Origin of the sequence: Microcoleus sp. Pol8_D6 (assembly GCF_036700965.1) — a bacterium.
In the GTDB taxonomy this organism is placed as follows: Bacteria; Cyanobacteriota; Cyanobacteriia; order Cyanobacteriales; family Microcoleaceae; genus Microcoleus.
In genome coordinates this window covers 1-16,032 of record NZ_JAUBPW010000006.1, presented here as the reverse complement: position 1 = coordinate 16,032, position 16,032 = coordinate 1, and the positions used below count along the sequence as shown (strand labels likewise).

Here is a 16,032-nt window from a genome sequence, read left to right as displayed (position 1 = left end):
TAAAATTGACATTTCTCACTCAAGATAATCAAAACTGGCCAGAAAATCAACTACTTTTTGACCTAGAGGCAAACAGAATTTACTCGGCTGATGACTTGCACCTCCCTTCCCAAAATTCCCGTGAGAATTCACCATCAAACTCTCCTGTCCCGAACTAATTAAAATAGTTTGGGTAGGTGACTCAAAAAACTTTGTTGGCTGACTAACCACTGATATATTAGAGAGCAAATTTATCAACTCATTTAACTTATTTGTAGCTTTACTCAATGCTTTACGCAACTGCAGTATTCGTTTCTCATCTAAATTTTGACTTTCAATATTTTTGCCGATAACCATAATATTTCTCTGCGTTTGTACAGCATCCTTAAAAGGAAGAATCGCTAAAAAAGCTGCTGGCAATAAATGCTCATCGCTCTCAAATCTAAAAGTTAGAGTTGTGCGGCGGTAGCCGACTTCAATATTAGGAGGAAAATTCATTGCCCGGTAATGCCGAGCTATTTCGCTGTAAACTGTTGCTAAAGTGCTGTTTGCTGAGTAGTCTAAAAGTGCGTCAACCACAATTTGCACTAACCCAGGCGTGTGATTTAAAAATTTTATCGATTCTGACGGCGAATTAAATTGTTGAATCTGAGTGCGATCGCCTGCGGGGCTGAGGTCAACCCACTGGCAAGTAATATCATCTGCAATGATGCCACATCGAGGAACCAAATACAGTTTTGCTCCTGTTAAAGTTGCTCCCCTCAAATCAGCGCCCACCCAATCCGCATTAATCAAATTTGTTTCTGTCAAATCAGCGTGAACGAAACTAGCACTTCCTAAATTAGTATTTCTTAAATCTGCTCCGTTAAGGTTAGCTCCGCTCAATTTAGCAAAGCTCAGATCCGCGCCGTTGAGGTTAGCTCCCGTTAAATCAGCCCATTTGAGGTTAGCTCCGCTCAAATTGGCACTGCTGAGATTCACCTGTTGCAAAGAAGCTTGTCTCATATCAGCATTGATCAAATTGACGCCGCTAAGTTCTGCTTTCGTCAAATCTGCGCCGTGTAAGTTAGCTTCTTGAAAGTTAGCTGAAGCAGCCGAAGCACCTCTGAGATTTGCACCGGAAAGATTAGCACCGCACAGGTTAGCTTCCGTCAGTTTTACCTCTCTTAAATCTGCTTCAGTCAGGTTTGCGCCGCTGAAGTTAGTTTTGCTGAGTTCGCAGCGGACTAATTCGCTTCTAATCAGGGATGCTCGGATTAATTGAGCTGCACTTAAATCGGCTCTCACTAAGTTTGCTACGTTGAGAGTAGCCCCGTTTAAAATTGCCCGCGAGAGGTTGGTACTGCTGAGTCTAGCCACATTCAGGTTAGCTTCGCTCAAGTTAGCTTCGCTCAAGTTAGCACCGCTGAGGTTGGTGACAAATAAGCTAGCCCGCCTTAAAATTGATTGGCTGAGGTTGATGCGGCTGAGATTAGCTTCATTCAGGTTGATTCCTGTGAAATCTCTGTCGCCTTCAGTGTATCTTTTGACGATTGCAAATCGTTTGAGCAGTTCTTCAGCTTCCATTTGTTTACCTGAATAAAATGGCGATCGGCTAACTTTTATATGGCATAAATAGAAATAAGATCAAATTAATTTATAATACTTACTCACCGAGCTGATAAAAGCTTTTGACAAACTCAATGACCGTATTTAGTGGCGGGGTGGTAAATCTTTGAGCTTTAATTGCAGGACTGATAGAGGTTTTGTTGACTCCCGGCAAATTTGTCAAGTTTCGGCCAAAATCTGGGTGATAGTGAATCATCAAAGTTTCGGCGCTGGAGTTGGCCAGTACAGTTTGGGTAGGCGATTGGAAAAAACTTGACATCGGTTCGCGATCGAGGCGAATCGGCTGAATTTTCATTTCCCCTATTTTTCTCATGGTTTTGGTCAGGGCTACATTTAATTGCACTACCATATTTGACACTCTGACGCCCAGGTTATTACCACTTTGGGGTTGAATCATCTTGATCAAAGTAATCAAATTTTTCTGAGTAAATGCTGCATCACTAAAGGGAACAATCGCAACGAAAGCTGTGGGAAATAGTTGCTCGTCCTGCTCTATTTTAAATGATATGATTGTGCGTCTGGAATTAACTTCGATACTGGGAGGATGATTCAAAGCAGGGTATTGACGGGCAATTTGGCGGTAGGTAGCTGCAAGGACAAAGTTAGCATCGGGGTCGAGGGGTCGATCGACAATAATTTGAACTGTCGGTGGTGTAGCATTGAAAAACCTTTGAGATTCTTCAGGGGTAAAGCGCTGAATGTGGCTGCGATCGCCGTTAGGACTGAGGTCAACCCAATCGCAGGTAATGTCATCTGCCTTCACATCAAACCTAGAAACCGCGTAAATTTTTGCCCCCGTCAGGGCCGCCCCCGTCAAATCTGCGCCCACCCAATCAGCGTGAATCAAATTCGCTTGAGTCAAATCCGCGTGTACCAGAGTAGCGTTCAACAGATTGACATTGCTCAAATTTGCTCCGTACAAGTTAGCCCCGCTCAATCTCGCTTCATCGAGGTCAGCGCCGGTCAGGTTCGCCCCGCTGAGGTCAGCCCACCGGAGATTAGCGCCTCGCAAGTCAGCGCCGCTAAGGTTTGCCTGAGACAGATTAGCTTGTCTGAGTTCGGCATTGCAGAGGTTGACTCCTCGCAAGTCTGCCCTGCTGAGGTCGGCTCTGTGCAAGTTGGCCCGTTCCAAGTTGGCCGCTGTTAGAAAAGCGCCTCTCAGGTGAGCCCCGCTGAGGTCGGCTTGCTCTAGATTGGCTTCTCTGAGGGTTGCTTCTCTCAAATCTGCTTCGCTGAGATTTGCACCGGTCAAGTTAGCACTGCTGAGGTTTGCTCGAATCAGTTCGGATCTGATCAGTGTAGCTTCAACGAGTTGGGCTTCGCTGAGGTCGGCTCTAATCAAGTTGGCCACGTTGAGGATAGCGCCGCTGAGGTTGGCTTTGTGGAGATTAGCACCGCTGAGTCTGGCAACATTAAGTTTGGCTTTTCTCATGTTGGCGTTTGACAAATTGGTGCCGCTCATGTTGGTGAGGCTCAAGATTGCTTCACTGAAATTAGCCCCGCTGAGATCGATCCTGCTGAGATTTGCCTCGCAAAGGAGGATGGCAGTAAAATCTCTTTCTCCTGCTGCATATTTGGTGATGAGTTCTTCGGCATCCATGCTTTTCAATTTCCCTGATGTCTTAGCTAGAACAAAGCTTTATTGTCCCAACCTTTAAACTAGAATAAGCATTTTTTGTAACTTGATGCAATATGCCTAGACATCTATATTGTGGAAGCCTTTTATAAAATCCAAAATGGTAGTGATATTAGCTTGAGCCAATTTTGTGCTTTCGGCTAACTTACCCGATGGTGAGTTACTTTGCTCGTATTTTTTAATCAGGCGCTTGCCGAAGCCTGGGTGGTGATACACGCTGAGTCTTTGATCGCGGGAATTAATTAAGCTCATCTGTGTTGGAATTTGAAAGAAATTGATGCTTTCACCGATTTTTGGAAAAGAACTGGAAATTTTGATTTGGTCTACTTTGCTGATAGCTTGGTTGAGAGCTTTGCTGCATAACTGGACGTGTTTAGATTCTTTGACGTTAAGTTTGCCTGCATCGTGGGATTGAATCATTTTCATCAAAGCTATTAGGTTTTTTTGAGTTATGGCAGCGTCGTTAAAAGGAATGATGGCAACGTAAGCGGTGGCAAATAATTTATCGTCGCTGTCCATTTTAAATGCGAGTACGGTGCGCCTGGAGCTGACTTCGATCGTGGGAGGCTGACTTAAACTTGGGTATTGTTGGGCAATTTGGTAATAAGTTGCAGCTAGTGCAAAATGAGCGCCTTGGTCTAAGGGCGAGTCAATTACAATCCGAACTGTGGGCAAGGTTTCATGAAAAAATTCCTGGGTTCCTCCCGAGTTCAACCAGTAAATTTGGCTGTGGTCGCCGTTGGGGCTAAGATCAACCCACTTGCAGGTCATGCCTTCGGTTTTGATGCCCAGCCGCGAAACTGCGTGAAGTTTTGCTCCGGTTAAGGTGGCTCCGGTTAAGTCGGCTCCAATCCAGTCGGCGCGGATCAGATAGGCATTTGTCAGGTCGGCGTGAACTAAGCTGGCATTCAGCAAGTTGGCGTGGCAGAGGTCGGCTCGGCTGAGGTCGGCACCGCTCAATTTGGCTTCGCTGAGGTCGGCCCAGCGGAGATTGCAGCCGCTGAGAATGGCCCAGCGCAAATTGACGCCGCTGAGGTCGGCGCCGCTGAGTACGGCTTGAGTGAGGTTGGCTTGTCTCAGTTCTGTGCCTCGCAAGTCGGCGCCGCTGAGGTCGGCTCGGCTGAGGTCGGCGCCTTGCAGGTTGGCTTGTTCGAGGTTGGCTTCTGTTAAGCACGCGCCGCTGAGGTGAGCGCCTCGAAGGTTGGCTTGAGCTAGGTTGGCTCCTCGAAGGGTGGCTTCGGTGAGGGTGGCGCCGCTGAGGTTTGCGCCGCTGAGGTTTGCGCCGCTGAGTTCGGCTCGAATCAGCTCGGCTCTGATCAGTTTGGCTCCTATGAGTATGGCTTTTTTGAGGTCAACTCGCACTAGATAAGCGACGTTGAGGTCGGCGTCGGTGAGGTCGGCGCCACCTAGATGGGCGCCACTGAGTCTGGCGATGTTGAGTTTGGCACCTGTGAGGTTGGTTTTGCTGAGGTTTGCTCCGCTTAGGTTTGCTACACTCAGATTCGCACCCTTGAGGTTGGCTCCGCTCAAGTTGACGCCGCTGAGGTTGGCCTCAGTCAGGTTGATTCCGGCAAAGTTTCTTTCTCCGGCGGCATATTTTTTTAGGAGTTCCTCGACTGTCATGGGGGCGGCACCGTATCAAATATCCCCATTTTATTGCTATGAATATCGGTATTGTAGGACTGGGTTTAATTGGCGGCTCGATCGGGCTGGATTTGCGATCGCGCGGGTTTAATGTTTTTGGGGTTTCGAGTCGGCAGCAGACTTGCGATCGGGCGCAAGCTCGCGGTGTTGTCAATGAAGCCAGCATAAACCTGTCTCTGATGGCACCAGCCGATGTGGTTTTTATTTGCACGCCACTGGGGTCGATCGAGCCGATCGTCCGAGAGTTAGTGCCCTATCTTTCCCCTGATACCATTGTAACCGATGTCGGTTCCGTAAAAACACCCATAGTGCAGGCTGTGTCTCCTCTGTGGCCGAATTTTGTGGGGGGACACCCGATGGCGGGGACTGCTGAAAGCGGGATTGAGGCGGCGGTAAAGGATTTGTTTGTGGGCCGGCCTTATGTGGTGACGCCGACTGCCCAGACGCCGACGTTTGCGGTGGATAAGGTTGAGGAAATTGCGCGGTTGCTTGGTGCTAAAATTTACCGATGTGAACCGGAAGAGCACGATCGAGCTGTGGCTTGGATTTCTCATTTGCCACTCATGGCGAGCGCGACGCTGGTTGCTGCCTGCGATCGAGAGGGCGATCGGGATATTGTTAATTTAGCCCAACATTTAGCGAGTTCTGGTTTTCGGGACACGAGCCGGGTGGGGGGTGGCAATCCCGAACTGGGAGTGATGGTGGCAAAGTACAATCGAGAGGAATTGTTGCGATCGCTCTCTATTTACCGTGACAGTCTTGACGAGTTCATCACTGATATCGAAGCCGAAAATTGGCAAGCTCTGGAACACAAGCTGAAGCTGACTCAACAAGCGAGACAGAATTACAAATTGTGATCCAAAAATTACTTAAAACAGTCCTCGTCTAGATTATGATTTGTGGATGCCTATATATTGAGTTTCAATGTACAGTTATTCTCGACTCAAGCGATTTTTACTAGGTGAATCTCTCCCCACTAGCGCATCTATTCATGAACGGTTGAGCAACGCTACAGGACTAGCGGTTCTGGCTTCCGATGCACTTTCGTCTGTTGCCTACGCTACTCAAGAAACTCTGCTAGTGCTGTTACTAGCGGGGAGTAGCAGTTTGAGTTTATCGCTGCCTATTTCTGGAATTATTATTTTACTGTTGGCGATCGTGGCGCTGTCTTACCGACAGACAATTAAAGCGTACCCCAACGGCGGTGGCGCTTACATTGTGGCGCGAGAAAATTTAGGTATTTATCCTGGTTTGATTGCCGCAGCTTCGCTGATGATTGATTACATTTTAACTGTAACTGTCAGTATTTCGGCTGGGGTGGCGGCCTTGACTTCAGCAGTTCCCTCGCTGCACCCCTACACAGTTGAACTGTGCTTAGTTTTTATTGTCCTAATCATGTTTGCCAATCTCAGGGGATTGCGGGAATCGGGAAATATATTTATGGTTCCCACCTATGCGTTTCTCGTTGGCATTTTTGTTTTGATTGGCTGCGGTTTATTCCAACAGGCAACAGGTAATGTTATGCCGACATTACAAAATATTCCAGCTAAGGAACCTTTGGGATTATTTCTGCTAGCGCGGGCTTTTGCGGCGGGCTGTACAGCCCTGACTGGAGTTGAAGCCATATCAGACGGGGTGTTGGCTTTTAAGCCTCCTGAATGGAAAAATGCGCGCCTGACTTTGAGCTATATGGGGGGAATTCTGGGAGCAATGTTTTTGGGAATTAGTTACTTGGCTCATATTTATCAGGTGATTCCTACAGAACATGAAACGCTCCTTTCTGTGTTGGGAAAACAGATTTTCGGTGTCGGTATATTTTATTACTATTTGCAGGCAGCTACTCTGTTGATTTTGCTGTTGGCGGCGAATACGAGTTATGCGGATTTTCCGCGACTTTGTTATTTTTTGGCGCGGGACGGGTTTTTGCCGAGGCAATTGTCGCTGTTGGGCGATCGCCTGGTTTATTCTAATGGCATTAATCTGTTAAGCTTCTGCGCTGCTCTCTTAATTATCATCTTTCGAGGCAATACGAGCGCGGTGCTTCCCCTGTATGCGGTTGGAGTTTTCACTTCTTTTACTCTCTCCCAATCGGGAATGGTAATTCACTGGTTTAAGGAACGAGGTAAAGGTTGGCAAGTTAGTGCTGTGATGAACGGTATTGGTGCAGTGGCAACAACGGGAGTTTTGGCTGTAATTCTCGCTACAAAATTCCTTTTGGGAGCTTGGGTTGTCGTAGTAACTATCCCGATCGTAGTCAGTCTATTTTTAGCTATTCACCGGCACTATCGTTATGTAGCGGCTCGCTTGAGCATTCAGGGAATAGAACCGAGGTCTTATCTTCGCAGACCTAGAGTCAAGACGGTGACACATCCGGCAGTGGTGTTAGTCGGGCAATTGCACCGGGGTACTTTCGAGGCCCTTGATTACGCTCGTTTAATTGCTGATGAAGTTGTGGCAGTTCACGTCGATATTGGTTTGACCGATCGAGAAAAATTACAATTAGCTTGGAAAGATTTGCAGTCAGATATTCCTTTGGAAATTCTGGACTCACCTTACCGTTCTGTGAGTTCGGCTTTGACGCACTTTTTGACTTTGTTTGAAGAGCAGCGACCGGGAGTTTATTTAACGCTGATAATTCCGGCTTTTGTGACGCGAAATTGGTGGGAGGGACTGCTGCACAATCAAACTGCTTTCTTTTTGAAAGCGACTTTGCGGGCTAAAAAAAGTCGGGTTGTAACAACGGTTAGATATTATCTTTAAACAGTTGACATTTGACAGTTGACAGCAAAAACCCTAATCGGATTTTTGCTGTCAACTATAAACTGTGAAATTAGGAATACTTTTTAACTGGTTTAACTGGTTCTTCGGCTCTGCCTGGGAATCGATGTCACTCTTGCTCTGCCTCGCTTGGAGAGTAGAAAAAATGGAGGCAGAGCCTCCGGATATGCTTTCCCAGGCTCTGCCTGGGAACGAGTAGATGGATAAATTTATAATCTAAAATCTCAAATATATTGACATATTAAAAATAATGTGTCAAGATTTTGGTAGTTAGATAATTTGCCTTTCAACTTATCTAGAAAAAGATTGTGGCTGCTGAACCCAAGTCTTTTGTTCCCTAAAAAATCTCTTCAACTCTTGGGGGTTGCATAGCAACCCGCAATAGAGTATTTATGCAGCAGCCAAAAAACTTGAACAGGCTTTTGCGAGCTTTGTCTCGGCAAGGTCTTGATGTTAGTTACGACAATAAAGTCTACTCGATTTATCTCAATAGTTCTCTGAAAGAACACTGCCAAGATGCCAGTGCCACAAGAGAAGTCAATAGTTCTTTGAATGAACACTGGCAAGATGCCAGTGCCACAACAGCAGAACTTTTGCTGCCAGAGGATTTTCCTGTGGAAGCAAAGGCGCTCAAACAGTTAGCAAATTTGGCGAATGTTCGACACCCTCAAGGCGGCTGCGTTTGCCGCGCTTGCGCTACTCCTGACTTCCATCCGGGGGATGCGGGAGTGGCAATCGGCTCTATTGTAGAAACAGCAGGAATGGTGATTCCGGCGGCTACCGGTTCCGATATTAACTGCGGGATGCGGTTACACGTTGCGGATTTGTCGATCGAACAATTCCTCAGTCAGCGCGATCGATTTGTAGAATTGCTCAAAGGGGATTATTTGTTCGGTACTCGCGATGTCAGCATGAGTGCAAAAACTGCTCGCGCGATGTTCCAACACGGGATTCCCGGATGGCTGGATGCTATGTCCGACGAGCCCACCGGCAGCGCGGCTAATTCGGATTTCCAGCAGTTGGCCGCAGAGTGCGATCGCACTTTCCTCGGCGGTTCCATGAATGGCGATGTCAAATGGGCTCCGGAAGAATTAGTCCCAAATGACGGCTTAGTCAGGGATGGCGGGTTAGCTACCATCGGTGGCGGCAATCACTTTGTCGAAATTCAAGTGGTTGAGGAAGTTATCGATCGAGCTACGGCTTATACTTGGGGAGTTCGATCGGGACAAATCGCGTTCATGGTTCACTCGGGTTCGCGGAATGTCGGCAAATACATCGGCGGAATATGGCGAGATCGAGCTTGCGACGCCTGGCCGAAAACTCTGAAACATCCTGAATCCAGGCTTTTTCCGCTGTCTGTGGCAGCAAATCCCGAACTTGTGAACAGCTACCTGCAAGCGGAAGCAACCGCCGCTAACTACGGTTTTATCAACCGTTTGCTGCTAGCAGAACTTCTGCGCTGGCGTTTGCGGCAAGTTTTCGGCGATGTGGAAGCTCCCTTAGTATACGATTTGCCTCACAATATCACTTTAGCTGAAGGTGCCGGTTGGGTGACTCGCAAAGGCGCTTGTCCCGCACATTCCGGTCAGCCTGTAATTGTACCGGGTTCGATGGGCGCGCCGTCTTTTTTGCTGGTTGGGAAGGGGAACGATCGATTTTTGCGATCGGCCTCTCACGGTGCAGGAAAAGCGCGATCGCGCTTCAATATGAGTCGCAAAGGTGTTGACAAAACTGACTCCGCTTTGGGATTAACTGGCGTAGATTGCATTACCTTGCACGAAGAACGCAGAATCGAAGAAGCACCGGCCGCTTACAAGCCAATTCAACCAGTAATTGACGTTCAGGTTGAGGCGCAAATAGTTGGTGTAGTCGCTAAAATGAATCCCCAGAGATGATAATATAGGACTGGCTGGCAATAACCTTGCGCCGTTTAGGTCTTGGGGGATGTCCAGCCTCCCAGTTTTTTAATACTTCACAGTCAGCGGCAAAGACTTTACGCCCAGATCGGCAATCGACGCGAGCCGATCACACAAACGCCGCCACCCGTACTCGCGAACCACCCCTATGCAGCCAGCCGTGCCGGGTACGTTTGCGTCAAAGTGAATTCCAAGTTCCGCTCGCACTCCTTTTTCTGAAACCACCGGGTCGGGCGTGATGTGGAAAAAGTCGCCCTCTACGCCGCGAGTTTCGAGATAGTAAGGCTCACTGGGGATTTCGTATTCGCCGGCCGGAATTGGGCCCTTCCCCCTCGCCCATTCATCGCCGGGGCGCTGCCAGTCGGCACAGCCAGAAGTTGCCAGATAGTCGATCGCCCGACCGTTGGGATAGATGAGTTGCAAATTTCCGTAAATTAGCTCTGAAGATTGAGCTAATTGCATTGTAAAAATTAATTTGTGCATTTTATTTTATGTTTAATTTGTTCGATTAGATTTTGGATTTCTGCAAGAGTTTTGCGACCGGACACCAAATCCCGCAAATTGCCGATAGTCATGCCCTGTATATATCCGTATTCTTTGCTTAAATCTTCTAAGCAATCCACTAATTGATGTTTACTAGGGTTGTCAGCGCTCAAAAGTTGCCGAGCTTTGTCTATTGTCATGTTGCGCCTTCGGGGGGGAAACTAGCAAACCGCCCAACAGTGTCAGAATCGGCGCTAAATAAGGGATAAGCTGCGTGGCGTTTTCTTTTTGAAATACCAATACTATCCCCGCGCCAACTAGCATGATCACGGACACATTGAGCGAAGCAATTGTGAAGCGGTACGAGTATTTATCCACTGTTAAAAGTCTGTGTGTTTGGGCTTGTTATCTTCCGGCAGTGTCGGCTTACGTTTCATGTCCAAGACTCTAAAGATATCGCTAACGGCAGTTTTTAAAAGCCCAATTTCTACCATAGTATGGTTGTCGTTTTGAATTGATTTTTTAGCGAATTTGTTCCACTCTTTAATATCATTTCTAACTTCTTTCATATTGGCTTCAGCTCGCAGCGTGGCAACCGTGAAAGCTCCCGTGGCAACCGCTCCAGCACAGCCGATCGCGATTCCGATAATCTCTATTAACTCTCTAGTGTTCATCGTTTACACTTTTCGACAATTCCAATTTACTGCTACTTATAAGCCGTCTATTTTTGATTCGATAGAGTTTAGCTGTTGACCAAGAGCTGCTATAGCAGTTAACTCAGTTGTCGAAATATTCCCTTGATATTCCCAAACAACTAATTTTATTTGTCGGTGCCAGCGATGGGATAAAAATGCTATTGCAAAGTCAGAAACTCCAATGTCGAGGAAAGGTACTATCTGCGTTTTACCTAAAACAATTCGACGGCTCGACCCGTAACTTGTAGGACTACCGCCCACTGTTAAGGGCAAAGAGATGCTTTGACTCAAATAACCCGCACTAAACCAGCCAGGTTTTGCCAAGGGATTACTTGCATAAACCGCCAGAAGCGATTTATGCAAAATAATCGGGCATTTTTGTTCGGGAATCCGAACGTAGCTGTCAGTCTCTACATCCGAGCCTAATGTTTGAGCAGTAACGTCAAGCTCCCAAACCGGAACCCACAAATTTGGGTCATTGAGATTGACGATTAAACTCACAGGAGAAGCCCTATTTCTTCTAAATTTTCCTCAACTTCGTCAGCGTATTGGTCAATATCAATTTCGGTTGCTTCTGCTAAGTCGAGAAAGTCACCGCCCGATATTCGCCCCTCTAAGAATAGTTTTGAATGCTGGCTGATTTGTTTGGCCAGATTCCAGCGATATTCAATTTCTTCTATCGAGTCGTCGAGGTTGATGACTATTTGCAGCGCCGACTTGATTTTGTTGATAGCTTCAGAAGTCATTTTAATTTTTAGAATGCTGGAGCAACTGCGTCGCCGGTAAACCCTGGTTGGCTTCTTTCCGATCGGTAAATCTCCGGCTCGAAAGAAAGGCGCTTTTTGCCTGTGTAAGCGGCGGCGCCAACCGCCAATTTGATTGCATTTTCAGCATCTTTATAGTCGATATCGGCGATCGTTGTTTGCGTAGATGCAGGATTTTTTGCATCCGTTTGAACTATTGAACTGCCTCTGCCAAAAGGAACCGAACCGCTGCGACCTCCTTTGTAATTTCTTGGTCGGCCTGTAAAAGCAGAGACTCCCGCGGTATTTGCCACGGCAGCTTGAGGAATTAAGGTGATGCGTGCGATTGCCGGATAAAAGCCCGCAGGTGCATCAGTTACGGTCGGTGTATTAGTCAAATTAAGCCCAAAAATACCATCTAAATTGGCGATACCTAACGTACCGAGTAAACCGAGGGCCCCGCGGGTCATTGAGGTTCGGACAAAATTATCTGCCGTACCAGGACTTAGCCCGAACGGCACAACCCCTACGGCCCGTCGCTCTTTGTATACGGCCGGCGCTTTCCGGGGTTGAGAGTGAATTCTTTCTCCCTTGAGGTAACTTGCGTAGATGTCTACCTCAGTCGCCGTCAAAGTTTTTTTAGTAAATCGTTTACCGTGTCGTGCCATTTTCGCTTTCCCCTTTTTTTTTAGGCTAGCAAATCTTGAAACTCTTGCCCAGAGGCATTTTTAAGCGTTTTTAGCACGGAAACCTAATAGGTTTCCAAAAAGTTAGCAAGCGTAGTATTAAGAATTGTTAAGCGTCGTAGATGACTTTATTGCCCTTAACGAGCGGAATCGGCGATCGCACTTTTGGCAGGTACAAAGTAGCGTTATCAAACACTACTGTTGCGTTGGGTCTGTTAGTTTCGGCTTCCCATTCTTTCCCTAAAAGTTGGAAGTTTTGGGGATTTTGCGGATAAGCAAGTTCCGGTGTTTCGTTCACCGAATATTTGAAACCAGCGGGGTCAGGGGTAAAGTTAAAAATTCTCAGCAATTTCTCGAAGATTTCTTTTCCTTGCCGGGGAGTCCGTACTAGGGCGTATCCCTCCAAGCCTTGAAGCCTCGCGATTTGGCCGGAGTAAGAAAGACACTCGCGCCCCTTTTGCCATCGGTACAACTCCGGCAAAGCGAATTCATCTCTAATTTTGGTTGCCCACCGCCGAACATCACTATTACTGATAAGTTCAGCTAAGCCACGCTGCACAATTTCTAAATCATCCGAGTAGCCGCAGCAGCGAATCGTTTTTTCGCCCTCGACTCGACTCCGAGGCTCTCCCGTAGGTTTTCGTCTTCTGTTGTCGTTAGGTTCGTAAAATGTCAGAACGATCGCCGGCCACCCTTTTAACAATGGCTTGCTATTTTTGCCGGGAATAGATATGCCGCCGCTGCCGCTGCTTTGCCATTCAAACTGGATAATTTGATTGATAATTTGCAAATCAGTTCCGCTGAATATTACAGAATCTGACTCATTGTTGCGGTCGCGCCAGTATTCTATTGTTTTAAATTTAAGTTTTTCTCTGCCCGATCGGGGCAGCCATTCTCGATAGCGCGGGCGAGATTCTGTTTGTCGCCACGGCGAAAGACCAGATAATTGATAATTAGATTCTATCCTTTCTGATAGAAACGGAAAGCCATTTTCCCACTGTTCCCACCACTCCTCGAAATCAATTTTCTCACGCTCCAACAAATCGTAAAGCGCCAAAAACAGCGCTCCATTGGCGGCAATGTCCTCTTCCCGCCCCGACAGCGTGTAAATTTCTTGGTCTTTTTTCTTGTTGGGCTTGACCTGGATTACTCTATACGGCCACTTGTTAGCGGTAGGGGCGATCGTTTCTCTCAACCTATCTTCCCATGTCATGATTTTTATCCAAAAGCAGTTGACAGAACAAAAACTCCCTCTTGGCAGCTTTCTAAAAATTCCTCCCACAATTCCTCGAAAAATCCTTGTATGTTCTTGTCTGAAATCGTTTGAATTACAGCCTTTACGCCGCTGTTAATGCTCCAAGGTTTGGCATCAGGCGCGCCCCATTTTTCAAGCCAGCTTGCCACACTTTCTCCTATCAAAGGAACCCTTTTAATGGCTGGTGATAAACTCTTCAAAAACTTTCTTGCATTTTTAAAGATTTGCACAAATGCAGCCGTCGTACCTACTCGAATTGTTGCGTTGATTAAATTCCTAACTTGCGGGATAGCTTCTTCATAAAGCTCTTGGTTGACTTCTTTAATAGCGGCTAATTTTGATGGATTTACCCGAACGATGCTAGCGCCTGGAGCGATACCGCAAGAAGCTGCGCCTAGTAGCAATCCTAGAGTCCCGCCCGCAACGCTCCACAGTTGAGCCTGTGCCGATGCTATTCTTTTTTCCAAGGCTTCGTCGGTTTGATTCCAGTTGAAGTTGATGAGTTGCATCGCCTTGCCCGCGCACCAGCGCATGACAGCGCCGACTGTTACCCCCGTGAGCAGGCTGGATACCAAGGCGCCAGGATGACCTAGCAGGTAAAGCGCCCGCCCCCCGATCGCTCGCCCCGCAGCTAACACTCCATGACCTGCTGCCATTGCTGCTGCTCGCAAACTTCCCAACACTCCCAGCGATCGGCAAGCTGCAACAAGTGAGCTCAATGATTGATACCCGCCGACAACAATCTGCCCGCCCAAGTAAACAATAACGCCGCCCAGAGTTACACCCGCAGCAGCTCCCACCGGATCGGCTGCGTACCAGTCACCGAGTTTTACGTCTCCGATTTGGATATTGCCGATAACATCCCCGATGAATGCGGTTGCAGAGTTGAATAAATCGCCTAATTTGTCTATCCAGGACTTCTCAGCAGTCCCGTTAAAATAATCCGAAGTTGTTTGACCGTCTAGTATTTGCATAGTTAGTCTGCCTTTGGGTCTTTAGTGTCGATTTCTCGAATAGTGGGGTTTTGTGTTGCTGGCCGCCCGTAGGGTTCCAGCGTGCTAGATTCTGGGAATCTCAGAGATTCGCTCTCTAGGTTGTCGGTGTAACCCTTTTCAGCGCTAGATATCCAATTGTCCAAATCGCCGATTCCTAGACTTTCTCTGATGTCTCGTCTCATCAAAAAAGAAGCTAATTTTTGCGCGATGCCCGCTGCATCTACTACCCGATCGAGTGCGCTCTCGGTTGCCACTTCAGTTACGGCTGCCGCGCTAGCCGAGCTGTGTTTTAGAATTTCGATTAGCGCTTCTTTTAAAGTTTTGGGGTCTTTCTTGGCATCTACTGAGCCAAATTTGATAGTATTAACCTCTAACTCAGAATTTTGCAAAAGACCTGCCGATAACTGCTCGATTTCCGATTCTGTGTTTTTAGTAGGAAAGTTTGTTTTTGCTTCCCCAAAACCGTACTTGACCCACCATTGCTCAATCACTGAGCGGTCTTGTCCCGCAAACGGATCGAACGGTATAGGGATTTTGCTAACTTCCTCTGTTATGTCAAACCCCAAATATTCGGTTATAGCTTGAACATATTTGGTGTTTTTGGCTAGCATTTGAAATGCCATAATATCCAAATATGTCCGGCGCAAGTCGTAATTAGAACCCATATCGCCGTCGCCTTCAACATCTAGAAGCTGTTGAAGTATGATTCGCAACATATCGGCTTGGGAGTGTACATCGGTTTCTATTGGCTTGTCATCTTTTATCGCTGGGTTAGCTGCCTTAATTGTTATCTTTTGAGGCCAAAAACCGCGAGCGCGGTCATCAGCCCTAAACATATACTCGATCAAGTGAATTAGATTTCCTACCCGTAACTGCCCTTTTTTACCTGGATAAACCCAGCGAGCGGGAATAGTGGAGTTTTTGATTTCTGCTACTGGCAAAATTCTTTCTAGTCGGTTTTGCGATTCAATTAAATACCGCAACCCGTCAGCAAAAGACTTTACTTCAACCTTTTTTTCGTTAACAATTCCATCATCAGTATTGAACCAGAAATCATTTGGATCTGGATAGGTAAAATCATTGCCAGCAAGTCCGGTAACTCGTTGGGTAAGCCATCTTAAAGTACCAGTTTCGCTTTGCCTCAGTTGCCGTTGGCTGTCTTTTAAAAATTCTTTAGTGCCGAAAACGCTTTCTAATCGCTCGGATTGCGCGCCCATAACAAGTAACAGTTCGCTTAAATTTCTTACTGTTAATTTTTCATTGGGTTTTACCCTAGGGTCTAGCCAAACTTTGGGCACCTCAAAAGGAAAAGCCATTTTACCGCCTTGAAAATTTTCGCCTTTGGTTTTTACACCTGCAATTTGTTCTAGGGGCTCCATTCCCGGTACGGGGCTAACTCCTAGATGTTTGTGAATTCTTCTTAACAACGCAACGCTTGCTCTACAACATTCATCCATATCTCTCTTCCTTGGTGGTGGGTTTGGAAAAGGTGCAGGGGAAGGTGCAGGAGAAGGAAGAGGGACAGGAATGTACCCATCTGGACAAGGGGGAGCTGGAAATATTTCTAATATTTCTATACTGTAATCATAAGGAGAGCCATACCAGGGATTAATT

At 47.0% G+C, this 16,032-nt stretch carries 15 protein-coding genes; 3 read left to right on the top strand and 12 right to left on the bottom strand.

The features are described from left to right. Positions 1-15: 15 nt before the first annotated feature. The 3 genes from QUA10_RS04010 to QUA10_RS04000 all read right to left on the bottom strand — a co-directional run bounded on the left by QUA10_RS04010 (position 16) and on the right by QUA10_RS04000 (position 4,846). Positions 16-1,545: a pentapeptide repeat-containing protein gene (locus QUA10_RS04010; RefSeq protein ID WP_333081319.1), complete on the bottom strand. Its 1,530-nt coding sequence runs from the start codon at positions 1,543-1,545 to the stop codon at positions 16-18. Between the two features lie 79 nt (positions 1,546-1,624). Beyond that, positions 1,625-3,187 (bottom strand): pentapeptide repeat-containing protein, encoded by a 1,563-nt coding sequence (locus QUA10_RS04005; RefSeq protein WP_333081318.1) that lies wholly within the window; start codon positions 3,185-3,187, stop codon positions 1,625-1,627. A gap of 96 nt (positions 3,188-3,283) precedes the next feature. After that, entirely contained in the window at positions 3,284-4,846 is a 1,563-nt protein-coding gene (locus tag QUA10_RS04000) for a pentapeptide repeat-containing protein (RefSeq protein WP_333081317.1), read from the bottom strand. 38 nt (positions 4,847-4,884) lie between these two features. On the opposite strand from QUA10_RS04000, the gene QUA10_RS03995 reads away from it, so the two are divergent. The 3 genes from QUA10_RS03995 to QUA10_RS03985 all read left to right on the top strand — a co-directional run bounded on the left by QUA10_RS03995 (position 4,885) and on the right by QUA10_RS03985 (position 9,540). After that, positions 4,885-5,724, top strand: a complete 840-nt coding sequence (locus tag QUA10_RS03995; protein WP_333081316.1) for a prephenate/arogenate dehydrogenase — start codon at positions 4,885-4,887, stop codon at positions 5,722-5,724. A gap of 67 nt (positions 5,725-5,791) precedes the next feature. After that, positions 5,792-7,627 carry an APC family permease gene (locus tag QUA10_RS03990; RefSeq protein ID WP_333081315.1) on the top strand — a complete coding sequence of 612 codons (1,836 nt, stop codon included), beginning with the start codon at positions 5,792-5,794 and terminating at the stop codon, positions 7,625-7,627. Positions 7,628-8,037: 410 nt separating this feature from the next. Beyond that, positions 8,038-9,540, top strand: a complete 1,503-nt coding sequence (locus QUA10_RS03985; protein WP_333081313.1) for an RtcB family protein — start codon at positions 8,038-8,040, stop codon at positions 9,538-9,540. 69 nt (positions 9,541-9,609) lie between these two features. Here the strand turns inward: QUA10_RS03985 and QUA10_RS03980 are convergent, their stop codons facing one another. The 9 genes from QUA10_RS03980 to QUA10_RS03940 all read right to left on the bottom strand — a co-directional run. Further along, positions 9,610-10,044, bottom strand: coding sequence for a hypothetical protein (locus tag QUA10_RS03980; protein WP_333081312.1), 435 nt, complete (start codon positions 10,042-10,044; stop codon positions 9,610-9,612). Further along, the gene (locus QUA10_RS03975; RefSeq protein WP_333081311.1) at positions 10,032-10,244 is read right to left on the bottom strand and encodes a hypothetical protein; all 213 of its coding nucleotides are present in this window, start codon (positions 10,242-10,244) and stop codon (positions 10,032-10,034) included. The genes QUA10_RS03980 and QUA10_RS03975 overlap by 13 nt, the downstream gene beginning before the upstream one ends. Positions 10,245-10,424: 180 nt before the next feature. Further along, complete coding sequence (locus QUA10_RS03970) at positions 10,425-10,718, bottom strand: hypothetical protein (protein WP_333081310.1); 294 nt, start codon at positions 10,716-10,718, stop codon at positions 10,425-10,427. A 36-nt stretch (positions 10,719-10,754) separates the two neighbouring features. Next, complete coding sequence (locus QUA10_RS03965) at positions 10,755-11,240, bottom strand: hypothetical protein (RefSeq protein WP_333081309.1); 486 nt, start codon at positions 11,238-11,240, stop codon at positions 10,755-10,757. Then, positions 11,237-11,485, bottom strand: coding sequence for a hypothetical protein (locus QUA10_RS03960; protein WP_333081308.1), 249 nt, complete (start codon positions 11,483-11,485; stop codon positions 11,237-11,239). Before QUA10_RS03960 ends, QUA10_RS03965 begins: the two co-directional genes overlap by 4 nt. Before the next feature lie 8 nt (positions 11,486-11,493). Further along, positions 11,494-12,150, bottom strand: a complete 657-nt coding sequence (locus tag QUA10_RS03955; protein WP_333081307.1) for a hypothetical protein — start codon at positions 12,148-12,150, stop codon at positions 11,494-11,496. 127 nt (positions 12,151-12,277) lie between these two features. Continuing rightward, a complete protein-coding gene (locus QUA10_RS03950) occupies positions 12,278-13,381 on the bottom strand; it encodes a hypothetical protein (RefSeq protein WP_333081304.1) in 1,104 nt (367 codons plus the stop codon). A 5-nt stretch (positions 13,382-13,386) separates the two neighbouring features. Then, positions 13,387-14,397 (bottom strand): hypothetical protein, encoded by a 1,011-nt coding sequence (locus tag QUA10_RS03945; protein WP_333081303.1) that lies wholly within the window; start codon positions 14,395-14,397, stop codon positions 13,387-13,389. Between the two features lie 2 nt (positions 14,398-14,399). Continuing rightward, positions 14,400-16,032, bottom strand: a 1,633-nt coding sequence (locus QUA10_RS03940; protein ID WP_333086176.1) for a hypothetical protein, incomplete at its 5' end; no start/stop codon positions are given.

What these genes read in the sequence shown, in the direction of transcription:
- QUA10_RS04010 (WP_333081319.1), bottom strand. Translation starts at nt 1,545, where the DNA reads ATGGAAGCTGAAGAACTGCTCAAACGATTTGCAATCGTCAAAAGATAC.
- QUA10_RS04005 (WP_333081318.1), bottom strand. Translation starts at nt 3,187, where the DNA reads ATGGATGCCGAAGAACTCATCACCAAATATGCAGCAGGAGAAAGAGAT.
- QUA10_RS04000 (WP_333081317.1), bottom strand. Translation starts at nt 4,846, where the DNA reads ATGACAGTCGAGGAACTCCTAAAAAAATATGCCGCCGGAGAAAGAAAC.
- QUA10_RS03995 (WP_333081316.1), top strand. Translation starts at nt 4,885, where the DNA reads ATGAATATCGGTATTGTAGGACTGGGTTTAATTGGCGGCTCGATCGGG.
- QUA10_RS03990 (WP_333081315.1), top strand. Translation starts at nt 5,792, where the DNA reads ATGTACAGTTATTCTCGACTCAAGCGATTTTTACTAGGTGAATCTCTC.
- QUA10_RS03985 (WP_333081313.1), top strand. Translation starts at nt 8,038, where the DNA reads ATGCAGCAGCCAAAAAACTTGAACAGGCTTTTGCGAGCTTTGTCTCGG.
- QUA10_RS03980 (WP_333081312.1), bottom strand. Translation starts at nt 10,044, where the DNA reads ATGCACAAATTAATTTTTACAATGCAATTAGCTCAATCTTCAGAGCTA.
- QUA10_RS03975 (WP_333081311.1), bottom strand. Translation starts at nt 10,244, where the DNA reads ATGACAATAGACAAAGCTCGGCAACTTTTGAGCGCTGACAACCCTAGT.
- QUA10_RS03970 (WP_333081310.1), bottom strand. Translation starts at nt 10,718, where the DNA reads ATGAACACTAGAGAGTTAATAGAGATTATCGGAATCGCGATCGGCTGT.
- QUA10_RS03960 (WP_333081308.1), bottom strand. Translation starts at nt 11,485, where the DNA reads ATGACTTCTGAAGCTATCAACAAAATCAAGTCGGCGCTGCAAATAGTC.
- QUA10_RS03955 (WP_333081307.1), bottom strand. Translation starts at nt 12,150, where the DNA reads ATGGCACGACACGGTAAACGATTTACTAAAAAAACTTTGACGGCGACT.
- QUA10_RS03950 (WP_333081304.1), bottom strand. Translation starts at nt 13,381, where the DNA reads ATGACATGGGAAGATAGGTTGAGAGAAACGATCGCCCCTACCGCTAAC.
- QUA10_RS03945 (WP_333081303.1), bottom strand. Translation starts at nt 14,397, where the DNA reads ATGCAAATACTAGACGGTCAAACAACTTCGGATTATTTTAACGGGACT.